The organism is Allobosea sp. GW821-FHT10B12 (assembly GCF_059415545.1).
Window position 1 is genome coordinate 542868 of the sequence record NZ_JBWKNL010000002.1, and the last position, 23019, is coordinate 565886.

Sequence of the window (23019 nt, forward strand, 5' to 3'; positions counted from 1 at the left end):
AAGACGTGCACCGGCGAGTTCTCTCCGCCGAATTGTCGTCTCTGTCACATCCTCGCTACAGGGGGCGATAAACCGTATTCGACACTTGCGTCCAAACTGCACCCTCTTCATGCTAAATACTTGCGGTAAGGACGGTTTGGGGAGCGGCCGTTCGATAGGTTCGACGAGGCGCTCCCCGTGGCGCAAGGCTTTCTATGGCGGTGCTGACTTTCGGGCGTGTGGCTCTGTTCTCGGCCGCGGGCGTTCTCGCCGCGGGCGCGTTTCTTCACGTGACCGGGCGTCCCGTCCCTTGGCCACTCGATCAGATTCCCTATGGCAAGGTGATCCCGGCGCCGGCCGCGCCGGCGGCGACAGCCTCGGCGCCTGCGGCCGGCGGCAATCGCCCCGGACCGGGCAACCGGCCGCCGGTGACGATCGTCACCGCCAAGGTCGAGCGCCGCGCAATGCCGGTTCGCATCGATGCGATCGGCACCGTCCAGGCGATCTCGACCGTCAACATCCGCTCGCGCGTCGACAGCCAGATCATGGCGGTCGAGTTCCGCGACGGCGCCATGGTCAACAAGGGTGACGTGCTGTTCCGCCTGGATTCGCGCCAGCTCGAGGCGCAATTGCGCCAGGCCGAGGCCAATGTCGCGCGCGACAAGGCCTCGCTCATCGCGGCCGAGTCCGATCTGCGCCGCGCCGAAGAGCTCTCTCGGCGCGAAATCGCCACCGACGCGCGGCTCGATACCGCCCGCACGGCGGTGAGCACGCTGCGTGCCGCGATCCGGGGCGGCGAAGCGGCCGTCGACAGCCTGCGCGTCCAGCTCAGCTACTACACGATCACCGCACCGGTCTCGGGGCGTGTCGGCGTCGCCGCGCTGAAAGAGGGCAATATCGCCAAGAGCGGCGACAGTTCGGCAATGCTGGCGACGATCAACCAGATCGACCCGATCTATGTCAGCTTCGCCGTGGCGCAGCGCTATCTGCCCGAGATCCGCGAGGCTATGCAGGCGAAGACCGCGGTCGTGCAGGCGACCCAGCAGGGCGTCGGCAAGAGCGTCGAGGGCACGATCGCAGTCATCGACAACGCGGTCGACGCCACGACCGGCACGATCCAGATACGCGCCAGTTTCGACAATTCCGAGGAGACGCTCTGGCCCGGCGCGCTCGGCCAGGTGCGGCTGACGCTGCGGACCGAGCCTGAGGCCGTTACAGTGCCGCGCGAGGCGGTTCAGACCGGGCAGAACGGCTCCTTTGTTTTCGTCATCGATAACAATGTCGCCCGCGCCCGGCCGATCGTGCTCGCCCGCAATGTCGATGACCGCGCCGTCATCGCCTCCGGCCTGACCGGTGACGAGACGGTGGTGATCGACGGACAACTGCTGCTGACCGAGGGCGCGCGCACGATCGAGCGTGGCCGCGGCGGCCAGAGCCCGCCGGCACCCAACCTCACCTCCCAGCGGGGGAGCGCCGGCTGATGAACCTGCCCGAGCTCTGCATCCGTCGCCCGGTCATGACGACCCTTCTGATGGCGACGTTCCTGATCTTCGGGCTGTTCGCCTTCAAGCAGCTGCCGGTCGCGGCGCTGCCCCGGGTCGATTTCCCGACCATCAATGTCAGCGCCCGCCTGCCGGGCGCCAGCCCCGAGACGATGGCGTCCTCCGTGGCCGCGCCGCTCGAGCGCGAGTTCGCCTCGATCTCCGGCATCACCTCGATGTCGTCGGTCTCGCAGCAGGGTTCGACCTCGATCACGCTGCAGTTCGACCTCAACCGCAATATCGACGGCGCCGCGCTCGACGTGCAGGCGGCGCTCAGCGCGACCGTGCGGCGCCTGCCGCCGGAGCTCCCTGCCCCGCCGAGCTTCAGGAAGGTCAACCCGGCCGACCAGCCGGTGCTGTTCATGGTGCTGACCTCGGCGACCAAGCCGCTCTACGAGGTCCATGAGTTCGGCGAGAACATCCTGCAGCAGCAGATCTCGCAATTGCCGGGCGTCGCCCAGGTCAACATCTTCGGCGCACAGAAATACGCGGTGCGCGTGCGAGTGAACCCCGACGCCGTCTCGGCCCGAGGCCTCTCTCTCGCCGAGGTCCGCACGGCCATCGCCGCGGCGAACTCCAATTCCCCGGTCGGCACGCTGAACGGCGCCAACCAGCGCCTGACACTCGGCGCCACCGGCCAGATGGAACGCGCCGCCGAATACGGCAACCTGATCATCTCGCAGAAGAACGGCGTGCCGATCCGGCTCAACGACGTCGCGCAGATCTACGACTCCGTCGAGAACGACCAGACTGGCAGCTGGTTCAACGGCCAGCGCTCGATCATGCTGGCGGTCTATCGCCAGTCTGACGCCAACACCGTCCAGGTCGTCGATGCCATCAAGGGCCGGCTCGACGCCTATCGCGCACAGTTGCCCGCGGCGATCGATCTCGTCGTCCTCAATGACCGTTCGATTCCGATCCGCGAGGCGGTGGAGGATGTCGAGGTCTCGCTGATGATCGCGATCGCCCTCGTCATCATGGTGATCTTCCTGTTCCTGAAGAGTTTCGCCGCGACGGTGATCCCGACGTTGGCATTGCCGATCTCGCTGGTTGGCACCTTCGCGATCATGTATGCGCTGGGCTATTCGCTCGACAACATCTCGCTGCTGGCGCTGACGCTTGCCGTCGGCTTCGTCGTCGACGACGCCATCGTCATGCTGGAGAACATCATCCGGCATATCGAGATGGGCAAGAAGCCGTTCCAGGCAGCGCTCGACGGCTCGCGCGAGATCGGCTTCACCATCCTGTCGATCACCATCTCGCTGGTCGCCGTCTTCATCCCTGTCTTCTTCATGGGTGGCGTCGTCGGCAAGGTCTTCGCCGAATTCGCCGGCACCATCGCGGCGGCGATCATCGTCTCCGGCTTCGTCTCGCTGACGCTGACGCCGATGCTCTGCGCCCGCTTCCTCAAGGCGCACGACCATCACAAGAAGCCGAACATTGTCGAACGCGTGTTCGAAGCCGGTTTCCAGGGCATGCTCGGCGCCTATCGCTGGACGCTCGACCTCGTGCTGAGGGCGCGCTTCCTGATGCTGCTGGTGACGCTCGGCACGGTCTATGTCTCGGTCCAGCTCTACATGGACGTGCCTAAGGGCTTCTTCCCGACCGAGGATACCGGCCTGCTCCGCGGCTCGACCGAAGGCCCGCCGGACACGTCTTTCGAGGCGATGGCGGCGCGCCAGATGCGCCTCGCCGAGATCGTCCGGGCCGATCCGGCGATCGACTACCTGACCTCGAATATCGGCGGCTTCAACGCCACCAATAACGGCTTCATGTTCATCGCGCTGAAGCCCAAGGAGCAGCGCGACAAGGCCGAGGTCGTGATCGCGCGCCTGCGCCGCGCCGTCTCGGAGGTGCCGGGCATCACCGCCGTGTTCCAGCAGGTCCAGAACATCAACCTCAACGCCGGCCGCTCGTCGCGGGCGCAGTATCTCTATTCGCTGCAGGGGCCGGATCTCGGCGCCCTCTTCAATTATGCCCCGCTGATGCAGCAGCGCCTCTCGCAGCTGCCGCAATTGCGCGATGCCAATATCGACCTGCAACTGCGCAATCCGCAGTTGTCGATCGACATCGACCGCGAACGCGCCGCCAGCCTCGGTATATCGAGCGACCAGATCCGCCAGGCACTCGGCAATGCCTTCGGCTCGCGCCAGATCGCGACGATCTTCACGCCGGCGACCGACTACCAGGTGATTATGGAGGCCGAGCGCGCCTACCAGCAGGACCCGGCGGTGCTGTCGCGGCTGATGCTGAAGGCCGCCAACGGCCAGAACGTGCCGCTGGAGACGGTCGCGACGATCAAGCCGAGCGTCGGGCCGCTCGCAGTCAACCGCATCTCGCAGCAGCCGGCGGTGACGATCTCGTTCAACACGGCGCCCGGCATCTCGCTCGGCGACGCCGTCAACGCGATCCGCGCCGCCGAGCGCGACATCAACTTGCCCGCTTCGATCGTCACCAGCTTCGCCGGCTCGGCACAGCTCTTCCAGGATGCGCTGAAAGGCCAAGGCCTGCTGATCTTCGCGGCGATCCTGGTGATCTACATCATCCTCGGCATCCTCTACGAGAGCTTCATTCACCCGATCACGATCCTGTCCGGCCTGCCTTCGGCGGGCCTCGGCGCCCTGCTCGCTCTGCAGTATTTCCACATGGACCTGTCGGTGATCGCGATCATCGGCATCCTGATGCTGGTCGGCATCGTCAAGAAGAACGCCATCATGATGGTCGACTTCGCGATCGAGCGCCGCAAGATGGGCGACGATGCGCTGACTGCGATCCGCGACGCCGCGCTCGTCCGCTTCCGGCCGATCATGATGACGAGCTTCGCCGCGATCTTCGGCGTGCTCCCGATCGCATTGGGCGCCGGCGCCGGCGCGGAACTCCGCCAGCCGCTCGGCATCGCCGTGGTCGGCGGTCTCGTCGTCTCGCAATTGCTGACGCTCTACATCACGCCCGTCGTCTACTTCTATCTCGACAAGGTCGACAGCTGGCTGTCCGGCCGTGGTCGTGGCGAGCGCGAGGAAGCAGCGTCCGTTCCCGGCGCGGTGCCGGTCGCGATCCCGCAGGCAGTGCATCGCCAGCCGGATTGAACCGGCTTCAGGGCTGCCGCTCGCTTCAAGCCGGCAGCCCTTCCACGCCAATCAGCGCATTAACGATGACGCCGGCTTTGCGGTGATCGCTGCCGTGCGGCCGTTGAGTCTTAACGAAAAGTAAACTAAGCCAATCAAGCGGCGGACAATGAACCAGCGAGCGATGGAGTGATCGCGGTGCTTCGTGTCCGTAATGTCGATTGCCTGCGTTCCGATCCCGTCCCGCCGACCGGTTCCAGCTCCTCGACGAAGGTGAACCCCGTTTCGCGCGGCCGCAGCAGCGGCCTGCGCCTTGCTGCCATGGCCGGATTCGGGCTCGTGCTCGGCGCGGGCGGCACGATCCTGACGGTCTCCCTGGTCCAGGCCGAGGACGACGCCGGCATCCGCGCCTTCCATCGCGAGGAGGCTGCTCGCCGGGCGGAACGTGCGCCCGCGCGGGCCACTTACGCGTCCGTTCCCGTGTCGGCCTATGCCCCGGCCCGCCAGACCTGGGCCGCGCCGTTCTTCCAGGCGCGCCCGGAAGGACGCCTTGCACCGCCGCCGATCGCGCTCAACCCGTTCAAGCCGGTGCAGGCTGGGGCGAAGCAGGCACAGCAGAAGCCGAAGCTGCCGGCGATCCGTTACGATACGGTGTCGGGCGCAGCCGATGTCACGCGCACCATCTGCGTGCGCCTCTGCGATGGCTTCCATGCGCCGATCGGCCATCTGCGCGCCCAGTCTGACCTCAAGGCGCATGAAGCGCTGTGCCAGGCCGCCAATCCGGGCTTGCCGGTCAAGGTCTTCAAGGTGGCCGCTGGCGCCGCGACGATCGACGAGGCTGTGGCGAGCGACGGCAAGACCTATCGTGCATTGCCGATGGCCTATGCCTATGAGCGCGGCGCCGATACGGCCTGCCGGCCAGCCATCGCGACCGCGAACGACCGCCGCGTCTCGCTGCTGCGCGACTTCACCTTGCGGCCGGGCGACAGCATCGTGCTCGACGGGCGCGTGCGGACCTTCACCGGTTCCGGCAAGTGGCCCTACACCGCTGCTGACTTCCGCGACTTCCGCGGCTCGCCCGAGCTGACTGCCAGCGACCGCCGCAAGATCGACGAGAAGGTCGGTCTCTCGCACGCCGAAGCGCAGGCCCGTGCCTGGCGCCGCCAGATGCGGGTGCGGGAAGCCAGCCTGCATGACGACAACCAGGCCAGTGACGCGCTCGGCCTGCGCGGCGGATTTGATCCGGCCGCCCCCGCTCAACCTGCGCGTATTGTGTTGCAGACGCCGTTCTCGCGGAACTGAGCAATATATTGGGATGATTATCCTGGGTCTAAAATCCTAGGATAATTCGCCCAATCTCCCTCGAAAGACCGATGGACGGCGGTCTGCCCTTCCGGCACATTCGCTGCATTGCAGCATGGAGCCGAGCATGACGACCAAGACGCCGCGCCAGTTCTACCGTCCGCTGGCGATCGGCGCGCCCGAGCCCTATCGCGAATTGCCGCTGCGGCTGGAGCGGATGATCCATTTCGTGCCGCCGCATTTGGAGAAGGTGCGTGCCAAGGTGCCGGAGCTCGCCGGCCAGGTCGACATCGTGCTCGGCAATCTCGAGGACGCCATTCCGGTCGAGGCGAAGCAGGCGGCGCGCGACGGCTTCATCGAGCTGGCCAAAGCGACCGATTTTGGCGCGACCGGCCTGTGGACCCGTGTCAATGCGCTGAACTCGCCCTGGTTCCTTGACGACATCGCTGCGATCATGGCCGAGATCGGCGGCAAGCTCGATGTCGTCATGGTGCCCAAGGTCGAGGGCCCCTGGGACATCCACTATGTCGACCAGCTGCTGGCGCAGTACGAGGCGCGGCATGCCCTGCCGAAGCCGGTGCTGATCCACGCCATCCTGGAGACGGCCGAGGGCGTGAAGAATGTTGACGCGATCGCGACCGCCTCGCCGCGCATGCACGGCATGAGCCTGGGACCGGCCGACCTTGCCGCCTCGCGCGCGATGAAGACCACCCGCGTCGGCGGCGGCCATCCCGAATACAAGGTCATCGCCGACCCCTCGCCCGATGGCGGCCCGCGCGCCGTCGCACAGCAGGATCTCTGGCATTACACGCTGGCGAAGATGGTCGATGCCTGCGCCTCGGCCGGCCTGAAGCCGTTCTACGGCCCGTTCGGCGATTTCTCGGATGGCGCCGCCTGCGAAGCGCAGTTCCGCAACGCCTTCCTGCTCGGCTGCGCCGGTGCCTGGACGCTGCACCCCTCGCAGATCGAGATCGCCAAGCGCGTCTTCAGCCCCGATCCGGACGAGGTCGCGTTCGCCAGGCGCATCCTGGAGGCGATGCCGGACGGCTCGGGCGCAGTGATGATCGACGGCAAGATGCAGGACGACGCGACCTGGAAGCAGGCCAAGGTCATCGTCGACCTGGCGCGGCAGGTGGCAGCGCGTGATCCGGCTCTTGCGGCTCGCTACGGGCTTTGAAGAATTAGTGCCCGCGACATCCACGGACATTGACGCATTTGCGACGTAATCCTAGGTCAAGCGCTGGGCGCGGCGACGACATCGGCGGTGATGGCCGATCTGGGGCTGAACGAGGGACATGGAATCACGCACGGCGAAATTTCGGATCGGCGACGTGGTGCGCCATCGCGTCTACCCGTTCCGGGGCGTGATTTTCGACGTCGATCCGGTGTTCTCCAATTCGGAAGAATGGTGGCTGGCGATCCCGGAGCATCTGCGCCCGTCCAAGGACCAGCCCTTCTATCACCTCTTCGCCGAGAACGAGGAGACCGAGTACGTCGCCTACGTCTCGGAACAAAATCTCGTGATCGACGAGTCCGGCCAGCCGATCCGTCATCCCCAGGCGCGCGAGTATTTCCGGCGCGACCGCAAGGGCAAGTATCGGCTCGACAAGGCCGAGCTGAACTGAACTTCGGCCTTGTGCTGGCCATGCTGCGTGCTGACGAAGGGGCGGGTTCGTGAGCACTGGCCATGCCGACATCGTCATTCTCGGCGGCGGGCATAACGGGCTCGTCTGCGCCTTCTATCTCGCCAGGGCCGGGCTCAAGGTCACCGTGCTCGAGCGTCGCGCCGTGGTCGGCGGCGCAGCCGTCACCGAGGAGTTCCATCCCGGTTTTCGCAATTCCACTGCGAGCTACACGGTCAGCCTGCTCAACCCGCGCATCATCGCGCAGATGGAGCTGGCGCGGCACGGGCTCAGGATCGTCGAGCGGCGGATGGCGAACTTTATGCCGTTGCCGGACGGGCGCTATCTCGCGGCCGGAGAAGGCCGAACCGAAGCGGAGGTGGCGAAGTTCTCGGCCCGCGATGCTGGGCGGCTATCGGCCTATGGCGAGCGGCTGGAACGGATCGCCGCCATGCTGCGCGACCTCGTGCTGCAGGCTCCACCTAACGTCGGAGAAGGCGGCTGGCTTGCCGCCTTGCCGCAGATGCTGGAAGCGGCTGCGCTCGGGCGGCGCGCAGCCGGGCTCGACCAGGCCGGCCGACGCGACCTGCTCGATCTCTTTGCCAAGTCGGCGGGCGACTGGCTCGACGGCTGGTTCGAGAGCGAGCCGATCAAGGCCCTGTTCGGCTTCGACAGCGTCGTCGGCAACTATGCCAGCCCGTACACACCGGGCTCGGCCTATGTGCTGCTGCATCACGTCTTCGGCGAGGTCAACGGCAAGCGCGGCGCCTGGGGCCATGCGCTCGGCGGCATGGGCGCGATCACGCAGGCGATGTCGAAGGCCTGCGCCGAGCAAGGCGTCGAGATCCGGCTGGAGACGCCTGTCGCGCAGGTGCTGACCGAGAAGGGCCGCGCCGTCGGCGCCGTGACGGAGCGCGGCGATATGGTGCTAGCGCGTGCAGTGGTGTCGAACCTGCATCCGCGCCTGCTGTTCGAGCGGCTCGTCGACCCGGCGATCGTCCCGGGCGATTTCGGCGAGCGCATCCGCCGCTATGCCTCGGGTTCAGGTACCTTCCGGATGAATCTGGCGCTGTCGGAGCTGCCGCGTTTTGCCTGCCTGCCGGAGCCGGGCGACCACCTGACCGCCGGCATCATCATCGCACCATCGCTCGGCTATATGGACCGTGCCCACGCACAGGCGCGGCTGTCAGGCTGGTCGAGCGAGCCGATCGTCGAGATGCTGATCCCCTCGACGTTGGACGACAGCCTTGCTCCCTCGGGGCAGCATGTCGCGAGCCTGTTCTGCCAGCATGTGGCGCCCCGCCTGCCGAACGGCGAGAGCTGGGATGCGCATCGCGATACGGTGGCCGATCTGATGATCGACACCGTGGACCGTTACGCTCCGGGGTTCCGCGCTTCCGTCATCGGCCGGCTGGCTCTGGCGCCGAGCGATCTGGAGGCGCGTTTCGGGCTGATCGGCGGCGACATCTTTCATGGGCGGCTGACGCTCGACCAGCTTTTCAGCGCCCGCCCGGTGCTCGGCCATGCCGATTATCGCATGCCGGTGCCGGGCCTCTATCTCTGCGGCTCCGGCGCCCATCCGGGCGGCGGCGTCACCGGCGCGCCGGGCCACAATGCAGCCCGCTCCGTGCTCGCCGATCTGCAGCCCCGGCGCTTCGCGCTGCGGCTACTGCGGGCGTAACCGAACTAGCTGATCAGGGACTGTCGCGCTCGGCCTGCGGGAAGCGCGCTACGAAGGCCCCTTCCCGCTCGGGCGGCAGCCGCACCAGCAGGCTGAGCGCTCCGTCTTCAGCATCCTCGCGCTCGAGGATCTCGCCATTGCTGTGCAGCCAGGCCAGCGACTTGCCATCGCCCGGCTCCAGCGTAAGCCGATAGACCGGCCGGGTCCGCGCAATGCGCTGCTCGATCGCATCGGTCAGCCGGCCCATGCCTTCGCCGGTCAGGGCTGAGACCAGCACCGGCCGCGAGGCGTCTGGCTTGAGTTCGGTCAGGGCCGCCTGACGCTCGCGCTCGTCTCCTGAGAGCAGATCGGCCTTGTTCCAGACCTCGATGACGCGATCGCCGTCTTCCGGATCGATGCCGAGATCGCGCAGGATGCCCTGGACATCGGCAGCCTGGGCCTGCGTGTCCTCATGCGAGACGTCGCGGACATGCAGCAGCACATCGGCCTCGATCGCATCTTCGAGCGTAGCGCGGAAGGCGGCGACGAGCTGCGTCGGTAGGTCGGAGATGAAGCCGACCGTGTCCGAGAGCATGATTTTGGCACCATGCGGCAGCTTCAGCGCCCGCGCCGTCGGATCGAGCGTGGCGAAGAGCATGTCCTGCGCCAGCACTTCGGCCGAGGTGAGCCGGTTGAACAGTGTCGACTTGCCGGCGTTGGTGTAGCCGACCAGCGCAACCACCGGATAAGGCACGCGTTTGCGGCTGGCGCGATGCAGCGAGCGGGTGCGCTTCACACTATCGAGCTCGCGCTCGATCTTGCTCATCCGTTCCTGGATGATGCGCCGGTCAGCCTCGATCTGGGTCTCGCCAGGGCCGCCGAGGAAGCCGAAGCCGCCGCGCTGACGTTCCAGGTGGGTCCAGGACCTGACCAGACGGCTCTTCTGGTAGTTGAGATGGGCGAGCTCAACCTGCAGCGCGCCCTCGCGCGTGCGGGCCCGCCGGCCGAAGATCTCGAGGATCAGGCCGGTCCGATCGATGACCTTGCAGCCGAACGCCTTCTCCAGGTTGCGCTGCTGCACCGGGGACAGGGCGCAGTCCATCACGACGAGGCCGATCTCCTCGATCTTGACGCGCTCGGAGAGCTCCTCGACCTTGCCCTTGCCAAGATAGGTCGCGGGCCGCAGCGCTGTCAGCACAACGGGGATCGCCTCGACGATCTGCAGATCGATGGCGCTGGCCAGTCCGAAGGCCTCGTCCAGCCGAGCCGCATGGCTACGCTGATTCTCGTCGGCAGCTGCAGCCCGGCCGGCGGCATGGCGCGCCAGATAGGGACCGATCACGAAAGCGCGAGTATCGGCCGCAAGAGCGTGCTCGGCAGCGTCGATCGAGAGGCCGATCGCATGTCCGCTGCCCGTCGTAGACGAGCCCCCGGTCTTCCCGCCCACGGTCAGGCCTTGTCCGTGTCCTCGGGCTCGAACAGCTGCACCGGGTGGCCGGGCATGATCGTCGAGATGGCGTGCTTGTAGACGAGCTGGGAATGCCCGTCGCGCCGCAGCAGAACGCAGAAATTGTCGAACCAGGTGACGACGCCCTGCAGTTTGACGCCGTTCACGAGAAAGATGGTGAGGGGAATCTTCTGTTTGCGGACGTGGTTGAGAAACGTGTCCTGAAGATTTTGAGCCCGCTCGGCGGCCATGGGTAACCCCTGTTGTTGGGATCGCAACTCGGCTTGAACATGCGATCCAGATCGTTCCGTTCGGCTTCGGCGCCAATCGCCGGGCCGTCGGAACACCGACGTTCCATTAGATCGCGACCCAGCGAGCGCGCGCAAGGGTTGCGAGGCGCGAATTTCGATCGGTCGCCTTGCGTGCAATGCAACACGACCGCCGGCTTTCAGCCCACCCCGAGCGATTTGAGCTTACGGTGCAGGGCTGAACGCTCCATGCCGATGAACTCCGCCGTCCGGGAAATGTTGCCGGAGAAGCGGGCGATCTGCGCCATCAGATACTCGCGCTCGAAGATCTCGCGGGCATCGCGCAGTGGCAGGCTCATCAGCTTCTCGCCGCCCGAGCCGGACGGCGTCGTCGGCACCATGGCGCCGACCTCGGCCGGCAGCATGTCGACGGTGATCTCCGAGGTCGGATCGCCTTTCGTCAGGATCATCAGCCGCTCGACATTGTTGCGCAGCTCGCGGACGTTGCCCGGCCATTCGTGCGATTGCAGGATCGCCATGGCGTCGCCGCCGATCCGGCGCTGGGGCAGACCGGTCGCGACCGAGATCTGCTCCATGAAGAAGTCGATCAGCTCGGGTACGTCCTCCCGCCGCTCGGACAGGGCCGGCACGCGGATCGGCACCACGCCGAGCCGGTGATAGAGGTCTTCGCGCAGCAGCCCGTCGGCGATCAGCTGGGCAAGGTCGCGGCTGCTGGACGAGATGATCCTGACATCGACATGGACCCGGGTCGCACCGCCGACGCGCTGAAAGTTCTGATCGACCAGCACGCGCAGGATGCGGTTCTGGGTCTCGCGCGGCATGTCGCCGATCTCGTCGATATAAAGCGTGCCGCCATGAGCCTCCTCGAGTGCTCCGACGCGACGGGAGCGCCCGTCGCCGCCCTCGATGCCGAACAGCTCCTCTTCCATGGTCTCCGGCGTGATCGTCGCCGCATTGATCACGACGAACGGACCGGTCGAGCGGGTCGAGGCCTCGTGCAAGGTACGCGCGGTCAGTTCCTTGCCGCAGCCCGGCTCGCCCGTGATCAGCACGCGCGCATTGGTCGGCGCGACACGCTCCAGCGTCTGGCGCAGCTGGTTGACCGCGGTCGAGCGGCCCACGATCCGGCTGGCCTGCACAGAGCGGGTCTTGAGCTCGCGCACCTCGCGCCGCAGCCGCGAGGCTTCCAGCGCGCGTTCGGCGACGAGCACGAGCCGGTCGGCCTTGAACGGCTTTTCGATGAAGTCATAGGCGCCGCTCTTGATCGCCGAGACGGCGGTCTCGATGTTGCCGTGGCCGGAGATCATCACCACCGCGAGGTCGGGATGGCTCTCCTTGATCAGCTCCAGCACCTGCAACCCGTCGAGCCTGCTGCCCTGCAGCCAGATATCGAGGAAGACGAGATTGGGCCGCCGGGCCGCAATCGCGGCCAGGGCCTCATCGGCGGAACCCGCCTTTCGCGTCCGGTAGCCTTCGTCCTCCAGGAGGCCCGCCACCAGTTCGCGAATATCGACCTCGTCGTCGACGACGAGAATGTCAGCACTCATGCTTTCGTCCCGTTCACTTGTCGTGCGGCGGAATCCGCCGTGCTATTGCCCGTTTCTGATCTGTCTTCGCCGGCCGCCGGTGGCCCGGTCTCGATGAACCAGAGCCTGATCCGTGCGCCGCGGGCGCCGTCGGGGCGATCGAGCAGCTCGATGCCGCCGCCATGGTCCTCGAGGATCTTGCCGACGATGGCTAGGCCAAGCCCCGTGCCGCCGTCGCGGGTGGTCATGTAGGGCTCGAGCAGCTTCTGACGCTGGTCGGCTGGCAGCCCCTTGCCGTTGTCGAGAATGTCGATGACGATCCGGCCATCCTGAATCCGCTCGAAACCGATCTCGATACGGCCTTTGCCGCGGTCCTCGGCCGGTACGGCCTGGATCGCCTCCGTCGCATTCTTGACGACGTTGGTCAGGGCCTGCGAGAGCAAGCGCCGGTCAAAATGCGCCAGGACCGCCGCCTCGGGCAGGTTATCGGAAATATCGATCTCCGGGTTGCCGACGCGCATCAGGAAGATGACCTGCCTGATCGTCTCGACGATATCATCGCGTGCCGGCGAGGGCTTGGGCATGCGTGCGAAGGAGGAGAACTCGTCGACCATGCGGCGGATATCCTCGACCTGCCGCACGATCGTCGCCGTGCACTGGTCGAAGATCTCCTTGTCGTCGACGATGATCCGGCCGAATTTGCGGCGGATGCGCTCGGCCGAGAGTTGGATCGGCGTCAGCGGATTCTTGATCTCGTGGGCGATGCGGCGCGCCACGTCCGCCCAGGCGGCGGTGCGCTGTGCCGAGACGAGGTCGGTGATGTCGTCGAGCGTCACCACCAGCCCGGCGCCGGCGCCCTCGCCTTCGCGCGTCGCCCGGATGTTGACCATGCGCTCGCGGCCGCCGCGGGTGATCGCGACCTGGTTGGAACTCAGGCGCTGGCGGCTGGTGAGCGCTTCGGAAACGAACCCGGCGATCTCCGGGACGACGCGTGCGACCGGTTCGCCGAGCAGGCGTCCGCCAGCTCCGAGCAGGGCCTCGGCCGAGCGGTTGCTGATGGTGATGTGGCCATCCTCGTCGATGCCGAGCACGCCAGAAGAAACGCCGGAGAGCACCGTTTCGGTGAAGCGTCGGCGCCGGTCGATCACTTCGCTTGCGGTGACCAGCCCATCGCGCTGGCGGCGCAGTTCGGCGGTCATCTTGTTGAAGGTTTCGCCGAGATGGGCGAGATCTCCTTCCGCCCGCCTGATCGGCACCTGGACATAGAAATTGCCGCTGGAAACCTGGTCGGTGGCATGAATCATCCGCCGGATCGGCGCGACGAGGCCATTGGCGAAGTTGAGGCCGAGCCAGATCGCCGAGAGCAGCAGGATCACCGAGATCAGCGCGTACATCGAGGCGAAGGCGATCTGCACGCCCTTCCGGCGCGCATCGATGCCGAGATACTCGACCGCGGCGCCGCGGGCGACGGCCGGGAATTCAACGGCGAGCGGATCGACCTCGCGAGCGACATAAAGGAAGGCGCCGTCATAGCTCGGCAGCTTCATCAGCGCGCCGAAGACCCGTCCTGCCGAAGGCAGCACGCAGATCGGCTCCGGCGAACTCTGCGCATCGTCGAAAGCGTCGGCGTTCGGCTTGCTGGCGTCGCGCAGCACGTCGATATTGGCCCGGACGAGGATGGTGTCCGGCGGCTTCATGATCCAGACCACCGGCAAGCCGAGTGCCGTGGCGCGCGCGGTCAGGAAGCTTTCGAACCAGCGCCGGTCGGCATCGTAGGCTGTCTTCGCCCTGCCGAGATCGTCCGAGAGCAGCCGGATTTCGCGACCGAGCGAGCGGCACTGACCGGTCGTGTAGGCGTCGGCGACCTCGACGGATTTGAAGATCACGTCGCGCATACGATCGGAGAACCAGGGCTCCAGGCCCCGTTCCAAGGTCGCGGTCGCAATGATCGCAACGAGAACGGCCGGCAGAGCCGCGACGATACTGAACAGGCTGACGATCCGCACATGCAGGCCGGCGGCCGCTACGCCCCTGCGTCTGGCGCGGATCAGCACCGCCGCCTCGAAGGCGACGATGATCAGGAGCAGCAGGATCAGCAGGGCATTGATGACGAAGACGCCAACCACGACCTGGTGGACCGGTGCGACCGGAGTCGCTCCCGAGAGCACGAGGAAGGTGGTGAGCGCCGAGACCAGTGCGAAACCGACGACGAGCGCGCCGAGCCAGCCCGAGACCCGGCGTGGTGGGTCGTCGTTCCGGGGCGCCATGCGCATGTCACCGGTCGAGGCCGTCAAGGTGATATCTAAGCTCCGTTGCCCCGGCGCCTTGTCATGGAAGGCGCCACGCGGCGCACTGATGCGCCGCCGCAACGGTGTTGTCAAAATATGACAGATGCAAGGCAGCCACAGTGCCTTGCTGTTAGCGCGGCGAGCGAACCACCTGCATATCGAGTTCGCGGATCTTCTTGCGCAAAGTGTTGCGATTAAGTCCCAGCAGCTCGGCAGCGCGAATTTGGTTGCCGCGCGTCGCCGCCAGGGCTGCGGCGATCAGGGGCGGTTCGACCTCGCGCAGGATGCGGTGATAGAGCCCCGGCGGCGGGATCTGGTCACCGAAACCGCCGAAATACTGGCTGAGATGGCGCTCGACCGAACCCGACAGGGTTTCCGCCCGTTCCGGCGCGCCGCCGGCGGCGGTCTGCATGGGAGCTCCGGTCGCCGGCTGCAGCTCGGCTTCGACAATCGGCGCGGTGATCGTCTCCTGCGGATAGAGCGCGGCCAGTCGCCGCACCAGATTCTCCAGCTCGCGGACGTTGCCGGGCCAGCGATAGCGCCGCAGCACGTCCATCGCCTCCGAATCGATCTGCTTGCGCGGCAGGCCCTCCTTCTCGACCAGCGCGAAGAAATGGCGGACGAGGTCGGGGATGTCCTCGACCCGTTCGCGCAGGGGCGGCAACCGGATCGGCACGACGTTCAGGCGGAAGAACAGGTCCTCGCGGAACAGGCCATGCGCGATCGAGATGCGCAGATCCTTGTTGGTCGCGGCGACGATACGGACATTGGTCTTGATCGGGGTGCGCCCGCCAACCGTGGTGTACTCGCCCTGCTGCAGCACGCGCAGGAGGCGCGTCTGCGCCTCCATCGGCATGTCGCCGATCTCGTCGAGGAAGAGCGTGCCGCCCTCGGCCTGCTCGAAACGGCCGGAGGAGCGGGTCAGCGCCCCGGTGAAGGCGCCCTTCTCGTGCCCGAACAGCTCCGATTCGATCAGGTCCTTCGGGATCGCCGCCATGTTGATCGCGACAAAGGGGCCGTTGCGGCGCTTGCCGTAGTCGTGCAGGGCACGGGCGACCAGCTCCTTGCCTGTACCGGACTCGCCGTTGATCATCACGGTCAGGTCGATCGGCATCAGGCGCGCCAAAGCGCGGTAGACGTCCTGCATCGCCGGCGAGCGTCCGACCAGCGGGATATCCTCGGGCTCGGCGGCATGATTGCGCGGTGCATCGCCGCGGGGCCGCGAGAGCGCCCGCCCGACGATGGCAACGAGCTCCTTCAGGTCGAAGGGCTTGGGCAGGTATTCATAGGCACCGCGCTCGGAGGCCTTGATCGCGGTCATGAAGGTGTTCTGCGCGCTCATCACGATGATCGGCAATTCGGGCCGGACCCGCTTGATGCGTGGCAGCAGATCGAAGGCATTGCCATCGGGCATCACGACGTCGGTGATGATGAGGTCGCCGAGCCCCTGCGCTGCCCAGGTCCAGAGCGTCGCCGCCTGCCCCGTCGTGCGAACCTCGTAGCCAGCGCGGGCGAGTGCCTGGTTGAGGACGGTGCGGATCGCGGCATCGTCGTCGGCGATGAGAATGTTACCGGTCGGCATGCGGTTCCTGTGTCCTGCTCGCCTCTCACCCGGCCAGAGGCGACTTCGCCTCGTGCAGGGGCAATCGAATTCGGAATGTCGTGCGTCGCGGCACGGACTCGCACTCGACGATTCCGCCGTGATCGCCGATCACCTTGGCGACAAGTGCAAGTCCAAGGCCACTTCCCTGCGCCTTGGTGGTGACGAAGGGATCGAACAGGTGCTGGTGCAGGTCGGGCGGCACCCCGGGCCCGTTGTCGCGAATGCCGATCTCCAGTGGCAACGCGAGCCGAGCCCCCGAGCCGGGCGCCTGCATGCGGATGCCGGGGCGATAGGCGGTGGTCAGCGTGATCTCGCCGTCGATGGCGTCGTTGCCGATCGCCTCTGCCGCATTCTTCACCAGATTGAGCAGCACCTGGACGAGCTGGTCGCGATTGCCGGCGACCGGCGGGAGCGAGGGGTCGTAGACCTCGCTGAAACGGATGTGCCGGGCGAAGCCGGACTGGGACAGCCGCTTCACATGGTCGAGCACGTCATGGACGTTGACCGGCCCGCGCTCGGCCGGCCGGTCGTCGCCGAACAGTTCGACGCGCTCGACCAGCTTCACGATCCGGTCGGCCTCGTCGCAGATCAGCTGCGTCAGCAGGCGGTCATCATCCTGGACCGAGGCTTCGAGCAATTGCGCCGCGCCGCGGATGCCGGAGAGCGGGTTCTTGATCTCGTGCGCCAGCATCGCGCCGAGCGCAGTGATTGAGCGGGCTGCCCCTCGATGCGTCAATTGCCTGTCCATTTTTTCGGCAATTGTCCGTTCTTGCAGCAAAAGCACCACTGCATCCGGCTGGCTGGGCAGCAAGGAGGCAAAAACGTCGACCACCCGGTCGAGGCCGAGCCGCGGCGAGGCGAGCTCGAGCCGGTACTCGCTGACACTGGCGCCGCGCCGCTGCACCTCCTCGACCAATCCAAGGACCGGCGAGCCGAAGGCGACGAGATCATCGAGGCGCTGGCGCTTCAGCACGAGCGCGCTGGCCTGGAAAAAATCCTCGGCGGCAGTGTTGGCGTAGAGCACGCCATGCCCCTCGCCGATCACCAGCACGGGCATCGGCAGGACGTTGAGTGCCTGGACTTCAAGAAGGTCGTACAAGGCTTCGTGCTGCCCCTCCGCGCCATCGTTGAACATCGCCATCGTCATAGGCAGGGCTTTCATGGTCAGGCGGCGGCGCCGAGATGATCGGTGGAGAACAACTGTGCGAGCGCCGCGATGGCGCGCGCAGGCTCATTCGTGGTCAGCAACTCGCGGCGCGCGGTTTCGTCCGTCTCGAGTCCGCTGGCGAGCGCTTCGTCGGCATAGGCGGCCAGGTGCTTGCGGGCGTGACGAACGCCCGTCTCGCGCCCCATCAGCGAGAGCAGGCCCTCGTAGTGCTCGCGGGCGATCTCATGTTTGGCGGCCAGCGAAATCTCGACCTGCTTGCGCCCTGCGAGCGCGGCTCCGATCGCGCCGGGCAGCCAGGGCCGGCCGAGCGCGGCGCGCCCGACCATGACGTAGTCCGCCCCCGACTGCTCCAGGCAGCTGCGGGCCTGGGCGAGCGTGCCGACATCGCCATTGGCGACCAGCGGGAACCTGCCCTCGGCTCGAACCGGCTGGATCGCTGTCCAATCGGCCTCGCCCTTGTAGAATTGCTGGCGCGTACGGCCATGGACCGTGATCGCAGCCGCCCCGGCGGTGACAGCCCGGCGCGCCAGCTCCGGAGCGTTGCGGCTGGCGTCGTCCCAGCCGAGCCGCATCTTGACCGTGACCGGCACCTTTACTGCAGCGACCACAGCCTCGACCAGGCCGACCGCATGGTCGAGGTCGCGCATCAGCGCCGAGCCGGCCCAGCCACCGACGACACGCTTCGCCGGACAGCCCATGTTGATGTCGACAATGTCGGCACCCGACGCCTCGGCGACCTGCGCAGCCTCGGCGAGCCAGCGCGCCTCGCAGCCGGCGAGCTGAACGACATGTGGCGTGACGCCGGCCCCCTCGGCTCGCAGCCGTGCCTCCTCGCTACCACGCACGAGTTCGTCGGAGGCAACCATCTCGGAGACAACCAGCCCGGCGCCGAAGCGCGCGGCGATCCGGCGCATCGCGAGGTCCGTCACCCCCGACATAGGTGCGAGAAAGGCACGCGACGCAGGCAGCAATCCGCCGATCGCGACTCCTTCGCCTGAATTTGAGGCAATCTGCATTCTGCTGATTTATTGGACAAATGCTGCGATGCGCAAGGGAATTCCGCGACATATTGCAATGCAATATCGACATGTGTGCTCGGAGATGATCGTCGCAGGGCCGCGATCGCAGCGGTGACGGCTTGGCGACTGAGCCGGGCCGTCCTATCAGCGAGGCCTTGATATTGGAGCCATGAGGATCGATGACGCCGGCTGTCGCAGCCCTGATCGTTGCCGCCGGACGCGGCCTGCGTGCCGGAGCCGAAGCGCCGAAGCAATATCGGCGGCTCGGCGGCGCGCCGGTTTTGTGCCGCACGCTCGCGCCGTTTCTGGTCGAGAGCCGGATTGGGAGCGTGCTGGTCGTGATCGGCCCCGGCGACGCCGCCCGCTACGGCGAGGCGCTCGGCCAGCTTCCAGAGAATCTGCGCGCCCGGCTCGTCACGCCGGTCGAGGGCGGCGAAACCCGCCAGGATTCGGTTCGTGCCGGACTGGAGGCGCTGGCCGCTTCCGGATTCACCGGCAGGGTACTTGTGCATGACGCGGCGCGGCCCTTCGTCTCGCCGACTCTGATCGAACGGGCGCTCGGCGCAGGTGCAGGGCATGCGGCCGCGATCCCTGCGCTCGCCGTCACCGACACCGTCAAGCGAGTCGATTCCTCTGGGCTGATCGACGAGACCCTGCCGCGCGAACAGCTGGTTTCGGTTCAGACGCCGCAGGTCTTCGACTTCGGCGCCCTGCTCGATGCACACCGAAGCGCTCATACAGCCGGAGCCGGCGGCTTCACCGATGATTCCGCCATCATGGAATGGGCCGGCCACCGTGTCGCGACCTTCCCGGGAGATCCGATGAACCTGAAGCTGACCTATCCGGGCGATTTCGAGCTGGCCGAGCAGCGTCTTGCCCGCCCGCTCGTGACGCGTACCGGCACGGGCTACGACGTCCATGCCTTTGCTGAAGGCGACCATGTCTGGCTCGGCGGCATCCGGATCCCGCATGGCCGCGGCGTCGTGGCCCATTCCGACGGCGACGTCGCACTGCACGCGCTGACCGACGCGCTGTTGGGCGCGCTGGCCGATGGCGACATCGGCAGCCATTTCCCGCCGAGCGATCCGCAATGGCGCGGCGCGTCGTCGGATCGTTTCCTCGCCTTTGCGGCCGGCCGCATCCGGCAGCGTGGTGGCCGGATCGACCATCTCGACCTGACCATCGTCTGCGAGGGGCCGAAGGTCGGCCCGCATCGCGATGCGATTCGGGTCCGCATCGCCGAGATTTCCGGCCTGCGCCTCGACCAGGTCGGCGTCAAGGCGACGACCTCGGAACGCCTCGGCTTCACCGGGCGCGGCGAAGGTCTCGCAGCGCTCGCCACCGCCACCATCCGCTTGCCCGAGCCGGAGTAAGGCCATGTTCGATCTCGATATCCGCTCGCTCGCTGTCGAACTTCTGAATATCTCACGCGAGCGCGGCACCACTGTTGCGACGGTCGAATCCTGCACGGGCGGGCTCGTCGCCGGGGCGCTGACCGCGATCTCCGGTTCGTCGAGCATGGTGCTAGGCGGCCTCGTCACCTATTCCAACGAGGCGAAGACGGTGCTGGCCGGCGTTCCGGCCGAGCTGATCGCCAAGCACGGCGCGGTCAGCGAACCGGTCGCGCGCGCCATGGCGGAAGGCGGCCGGGAGCGCCTGTCGTCGCAGCTCGCCGTTTCGATTACCGGCGTCGCCGGTCCGGACGGCGGCAGCGAGGACAAGCCAGTGGGGCTGGTGCATTTCGCCTGCGCCAGCGGCGTGCGGACGCTACATCGCGAAAAGCGCTTCGGTGCCCTGGGACGCGACGAGATCAGGCGCCTCAGCGTGCTCGAGGCGCTCGCTCTCTTGCGAGAGGCGGCGCTGTCGTAAGGCCGCGCACCCTCTGAATCCACTCAGTTGGAAACCAGCCGGCGCCAGATCGCACTGACGATGTCGGCGTAGTCGTCGCTCCACGGCCGGGTCGCCCCGGGCCCGACCTGCTCGCGCCAGCCTTGCTTCACGACCGGGCCGGGGTCGACGCCCGGACGGAGGACCAGAGCAACCTCTGGTGCGGTCTTCATCGCCTGCAGATCCTCGGCTGTGCGGACAGGCGTGTTGAGCCAGGTCACCAGCCCCTGCGCGGCCGCGGTTGCCGTCACGACCGAAGCAAGCTCCATGTTCCGGTTCGAGATGTGCAGGAGCACGCCACCATTCGGCTTGAGCTTGCGCATGTAGAGCGTGAGTGCCTCGCCGGTGAGGAGATGGACCGGGATCGCATCGGAGGAGAAGGCGTCGACGACGATCAGATCGAGCGAACCATCGCGCGCATCGGCAAGCGTCAGCCGTGCATCGCCGATCACGAACGGCGTCGCCGGAGCACAGGAGCTGAAGAAGGCGAAGCGGGCGGGATCGGTCGCAATGCGGATCACGGCCGGGTCGATCTCGTAGAAGCCCCAGGTTTCGCCGGCGCGGCTCTGACAGGCCAGCGAGCCGCTGCCGACGCCGATGACCGCCACTGCCGGCAGAAGACCGCCATGGGCGCTGCGCAGCGAGTCGACACCATCGACGATGCCGCCGCCGCTGTAGAAATAGGTCAAAGGTTCGGGACGGCCCGACACCGGCGTGCCATCGTCATGGCGCAGCCGCTGCGCGCCATGGATCGTGCTGCCATGGCCAAGCAGGCGGAAGCGGCCGTCCTGGGTTTCGATAATGCGATGGATGCCGAAGAACGAGCGTATGGAATCGGTCCGCGACACTTCGCTGAACACGAGGCTGCCAAAGCCGATGATCGCCACCGAGGCGAGCGCAAGCGCCCCGCCACGCGGCAGCCGAACTCCACTGAATCCCGGACGGCAGAGCATACCGGCAACGACCAGCAACGGGTATTCGACAACGGAGTTGAACAGCAGCGGCGCGAGCAGCGCCGAGAACAGGCCGCCGAGCACACCGCCGAGCGACATCCACAGATAGAAGCCCGTCAGGCCCGCTGCCGAAGGCCGCAGTCGCGCAAGCTCACCATGGGCCACCATCGCCGTGACGAACAGGATTGTGAGGTGCAGCAGCAGCTGGAGCCCCCAGCCCATATTGACGGCCAATGCCGTCGTAGCCGTGAACACCAGGACAAGGGGAAGCTGCGCAGCGAGCATCCAACTGTGACGCAGCAGCGGCTTGCGCTGGAAGACGATGACGAAAGTCAGCAGAAACAGCGCCAGCGGCGCGACCCAGAGCAACGGGCTCGCCGCGACATCCGTCGAGATATGGGCGGTGACCGCGACCAGCAGGCTCGACGGCACGAAGGCAAGGAAAAGCCAATGCAGCTTGCGGCTGGCCGAGACCGGCTCGGCCACGAGCGGTGCCATTTCCCGCACACCCGGTGACCGCCCCAGACTCAGGCCGGCGCAGGCAGTGATCCCCGCAAGCAGCAAGCCGAACCCCCATGTCCAGGCCGTGGCCTGCGTCGCCAGTCTCAAGACCGGCTCGACCGCGAAGGGATAGGCGAGCAAGGCGAGAAAGCTGCCGATATTGGAGGCGGCGTAGAGGAAGTATGGATCGCGCGCATGCTCGTGCCCGGTACGTGCGAACCAGGCCTGCAGCAGCGGCCCATTTGCCGAGACCGCGAAGAAGGGCAAGCCGACCGAAGCGGTGAAGAGCAGCAAGAGCCAGGCGAATTCGCCCTGTTGCGGCGGCCGCTCGAAGCCCGCGGCGATGCCGATCGGCAGCGAGGTCGCCAGGACGGCAACCATCACGACGATGTGGATCAGGGCGGCGCGCCGCACGCTGAAGCGGCTCACCAGCCAATGGGCATAGGCATAGCCCGCCAGCAGCATGGCCTGGAAGAAGACCATCGCCGTCGACCAGACGGCCGGCGAGCCGCCAAGCTTCGGCAGGACCATCTTGGCAAACATCGGCTGGATGCCGAAGAGGAGGAAGGCGGAGAGGAAGATCGTGCCGGCGAAGACCGGTAGCGTCACACTCAATCGACGCGCTTCGACACTGGTGCGCGCCGATACCACTGGAGATTCCATGCCGTCCCCCTGCCAGAACAGCGGAACAGTGACACGGACAGCTTAAGACTAGGTGAGTGCGGCCGGGCTGTTTCGCCCGTAGATTGCATCGGCACGTTTCTCGAAGGCTTCGGCGAACTTGTGGAAGGCCTTGTCGAACATCGCGCCCATCAGCAGGCCGAGCATGCGGCTGGCGAATTCATAGGAGATGAAGAAGCCGATTTCACAGCCCTTGTCGTGCAGCTTGAAGCTCCAGCGGTTCTCAAGATAACGGAACGGCCCGTCGACATATTCGACCAGGATCTTCAAATTCGTCGGGTCCAGCGTGACGCGGCTGGTGAAGGTCTCGCGGATCGCCTTGTAGCCGACGGTCATGTCGGCGAGCACCACCTCGCCGCCGCCGTCGCGCGGTGTGCGCCGGCGAACCGTAAGCCCCTCGCAGAGCGGCAGGAACTGCGGGTATTTCTCGACATCTGCCACGAGCGCATACATCTCTGCGGGCGAATGCTTCACCCGGCGGGTGCTGTTGAACATCGGCATGGATGCT

The 23019-nt window shown here is 66.6% G+C and carries 17 protein-coding genes; 8 read left to right on the forward strand and 9 right to left on the reverse strand.

The window, feature by feature from the left end; translation table 11 throughout:
- Positions 1-269 precede the first annotated feature (269 nt).
- The 6 genes from AC07O0_RS07895 (at position 270) to AC07O0_RS07920 (ending at position 9190) form a co-directional block, all read left to right on the forward strand.
- Positions 270-1460 (forward strand): efflux RND transporter periplasmic adaptor subunit, encoded by a 1191-nt coding sequence (locus AC07O0_RS07895; protein WP_494621671.1) that lies wholly within the window; start codon positions 270-272, stop codon positions 1458-1460.
- Positions 1460-4606, forward strand: coding sequence for an efflux RND transporter permease subunit (locus tag AC07O0_RS07900; RefSeq protein ID WP_494621673.1), 3147 nt, complete (start codon positions 1460-1462; stop codon positions 4604-4606). The genes AC07O0_RS07895 and AC07O0_RS07900 overlap by 1 nt, the downstream gene beginning before the upstream one ends.
- A 177-nt stretch (positions 4607-4783) precedes the next feature.
- Positions 4784-5887 (forward strand): DUF2865 domain-containing protein, encoded by a 1104-nt coding sequence (locus AC07O0_RS07905; RefSeq protein ID WP_494621675.1) that lies wholly within the window; start codon positions 4784-4786, stop codon positions 5885-5887.
- Positions 5888-6014: 127 nt separating this feature from the next.
- A complete protein-coding gene (locus AC07O0_RS07910) occupies positions 6015-7064 on the forward strand; it encodes an HpcH/HpaI aldolase/citrate lyase family protein (RefSeq protein WP_494621677.1) in 1050 nt (349 codons plus the stop codon).
- 118 nt (positions 7065-7182) lie between these two features.
- Positions 7183-7512 carry a heat shock protein HspQ gene (gene hspQ, locus AC07O0_RS07915; protein WP_454027502.1) on the forward strand — a complete coding sequence of 110 codons (330 nt, stop codon included), beginning with the start codon at positions 7183-7185 and terminating at the stop codon, positions 7510-7512.
- Positions 7513-7561: 49 nt separating this feature from the next.
- Positions 7562-9190, forward strand: coding sequence for a phytoene desaturase family protein (locus AC07O0_RS07920; RefSeq protein WP_494621680.1), 1629 nt, complete (start codon positions 7562-7564; stop codon positions 9188-9190).
- 13 nt (positions 9191-9203) lie between these two features.
- Here AC07O0_RS07920 and hflX read toward each other — a convergent pair whose 3' ends face one another.
- The 7 genes from hflX to dusB all read right to left on the reverse strand — a co-directional run bounded on the left by hflX (position 9204) and on the right by dusB (position 18486).
- Positions 9204-10568, reverse strand: coding sequence for a GTPase HflX (gene hflX / locus AC07O0_RS07925; RefSeq protein ID WP_494622370.1), 1365 nt, complete (start codon positions 10566-10568; stop codon positions 9204-9206).
- Positions 10569-10618: 50 nt separating this feature from the next.
- Positions 10619-10867: an RNA chaperone Hfq gene (hfq, locus tag AC07O0_RS07930; protein WP_057192822.1), complete on the reverse strand. Its 249-nt coding sequence runs from the start codon at positions 10865-10867 to the stop codon at positions 10619-10621.
- A gap of 197 nt (positions 10868-11064) precedes the next feature.
- Positions 11065-12432 (reverse strand): nitrogen assimilation response regulator NtrX, encoded by a 1368-nt coding sequence (ntrX, locus tag AC07O0_RS07935; protein WP_494621683.1) that lies wholly within the window; start codon positions 12430-12432, stop codon positions 11065-11067.
- A complete protein-coding gene (locus AC07O0_RS07940) occupies positions 12429-14678 on the reverse strand; it encodes a sensor histidine kinase NtrY-like (protein ID WP_494621685.1) in 2250 nt (749 codons plus the stop codon). The genes ntrX and AC07O0_RS07940 overlap by 4 nt, the downstream gene beginning before the upstream one ends.
- A 151-nt stretch (positions 14679-14829) precedes the next feature.
- Positions 14830-16281 (reverse strand): nitrogen regulation protein NR(I), encoded by a 1452-nt coding sequence (gene ntrC / locus AC07O0_RS07945; protein ID WP_494621687.1) that lies wholly within the window; start codon positions 16279-16281, stop codon positions 14830-14832.
- A 25-nt stretch (positions 16282-16306) separates the two neighbouring features.
- Positions 16307-17359: a two-component system sensor histidine kinase NtrB gene (locus tag AC07O0_RS07950; RefSeq protein ID WP_494622372.1), complete on the reverse strand. Its 1053-nt coding sequence runs from the start codon at positions 17357-17359 to the stop codon at positions 16307-16309.
- Between the two features lie 107 nt (positions 17360-17466).
- Positions 17467-18486, reverse strand: a complete 1020-nt coding sequence (gene dusB, locus AC07O0_RS07955; protein WP_494621689.1) for a tRNA dihydrouridine synthase DusB — start codon at positions 18484-18486, stop codon at positions 17467-17469.
- Between the two features lie 182 nt (positions 18487-18668).
- Here dusB and AC07O0_RS07960 point away from each other — a divergent pair, with 182 nt between their 5' ends.
- Positions 18669-19862: a bifunctional 2-C-methyl-D-erythritol 4-phosphate cytidylyltransferase/2-C-methyl-D-erythritol 2,4-cyclodiphosphate synthase gene (locus AC07O0_RS07960; RefSeq protein ID WP_494621691.1), complete on the forward strand. Its 1194-nt coding sequence runs from the start codon at positions 18669-18671 to the stop codon at positions 19860-19862.
- Between the two features lie 4 nt (positions 19863-19866).
- The gene (locus tag AC07O0_RS07965; protein WP_494621693.1) at positions 19867-20358 is read left to right on the forward strand and encodes a CinA family protein; all 492 of its coding nucleotides are present in this window, start codon (positions 19867-19869) and stop codon (positions 20356-20358) included.
- Positions 20359-20381: 23 nt separating this feature from the next.
- On the opposite strand, the gene AC07O0_RS07970 is transcribed toward AC07O0_RS07965, so the two are convergent.
- Both AC07O0_RS07970 and AC07O0_RS07975 read right to left on the reverse strand, forming a co-directional pair.
- Positions 20382-22493, reverse strand: a complete 2112-nt coding sequence (locus tag AC07O0_RS07970) for a fused MFS/spermidine synthase (protein ID WP_494621695.1) — start codon at positions 22491-22493, stop codon at positions 20382-20384.
- Between the two features lie 48 nt (positions 22494-22541).
- Positions 22542-23012 carry a type II toxin-antitoxin system RatA family toxin gene (locus tag AC07O0_RS07975; RefSeq protein WP_494621697.1) on the reverse strand — a complete coding sequence of 157 codons (471 nt, stop codon included), beginning with the start codon at positions 23010-23012 and terminating at the stop codon, positions 22542-22544.
- Between the last annotated feature and the right edge of the window lie 7 nt (positions 23013-23019).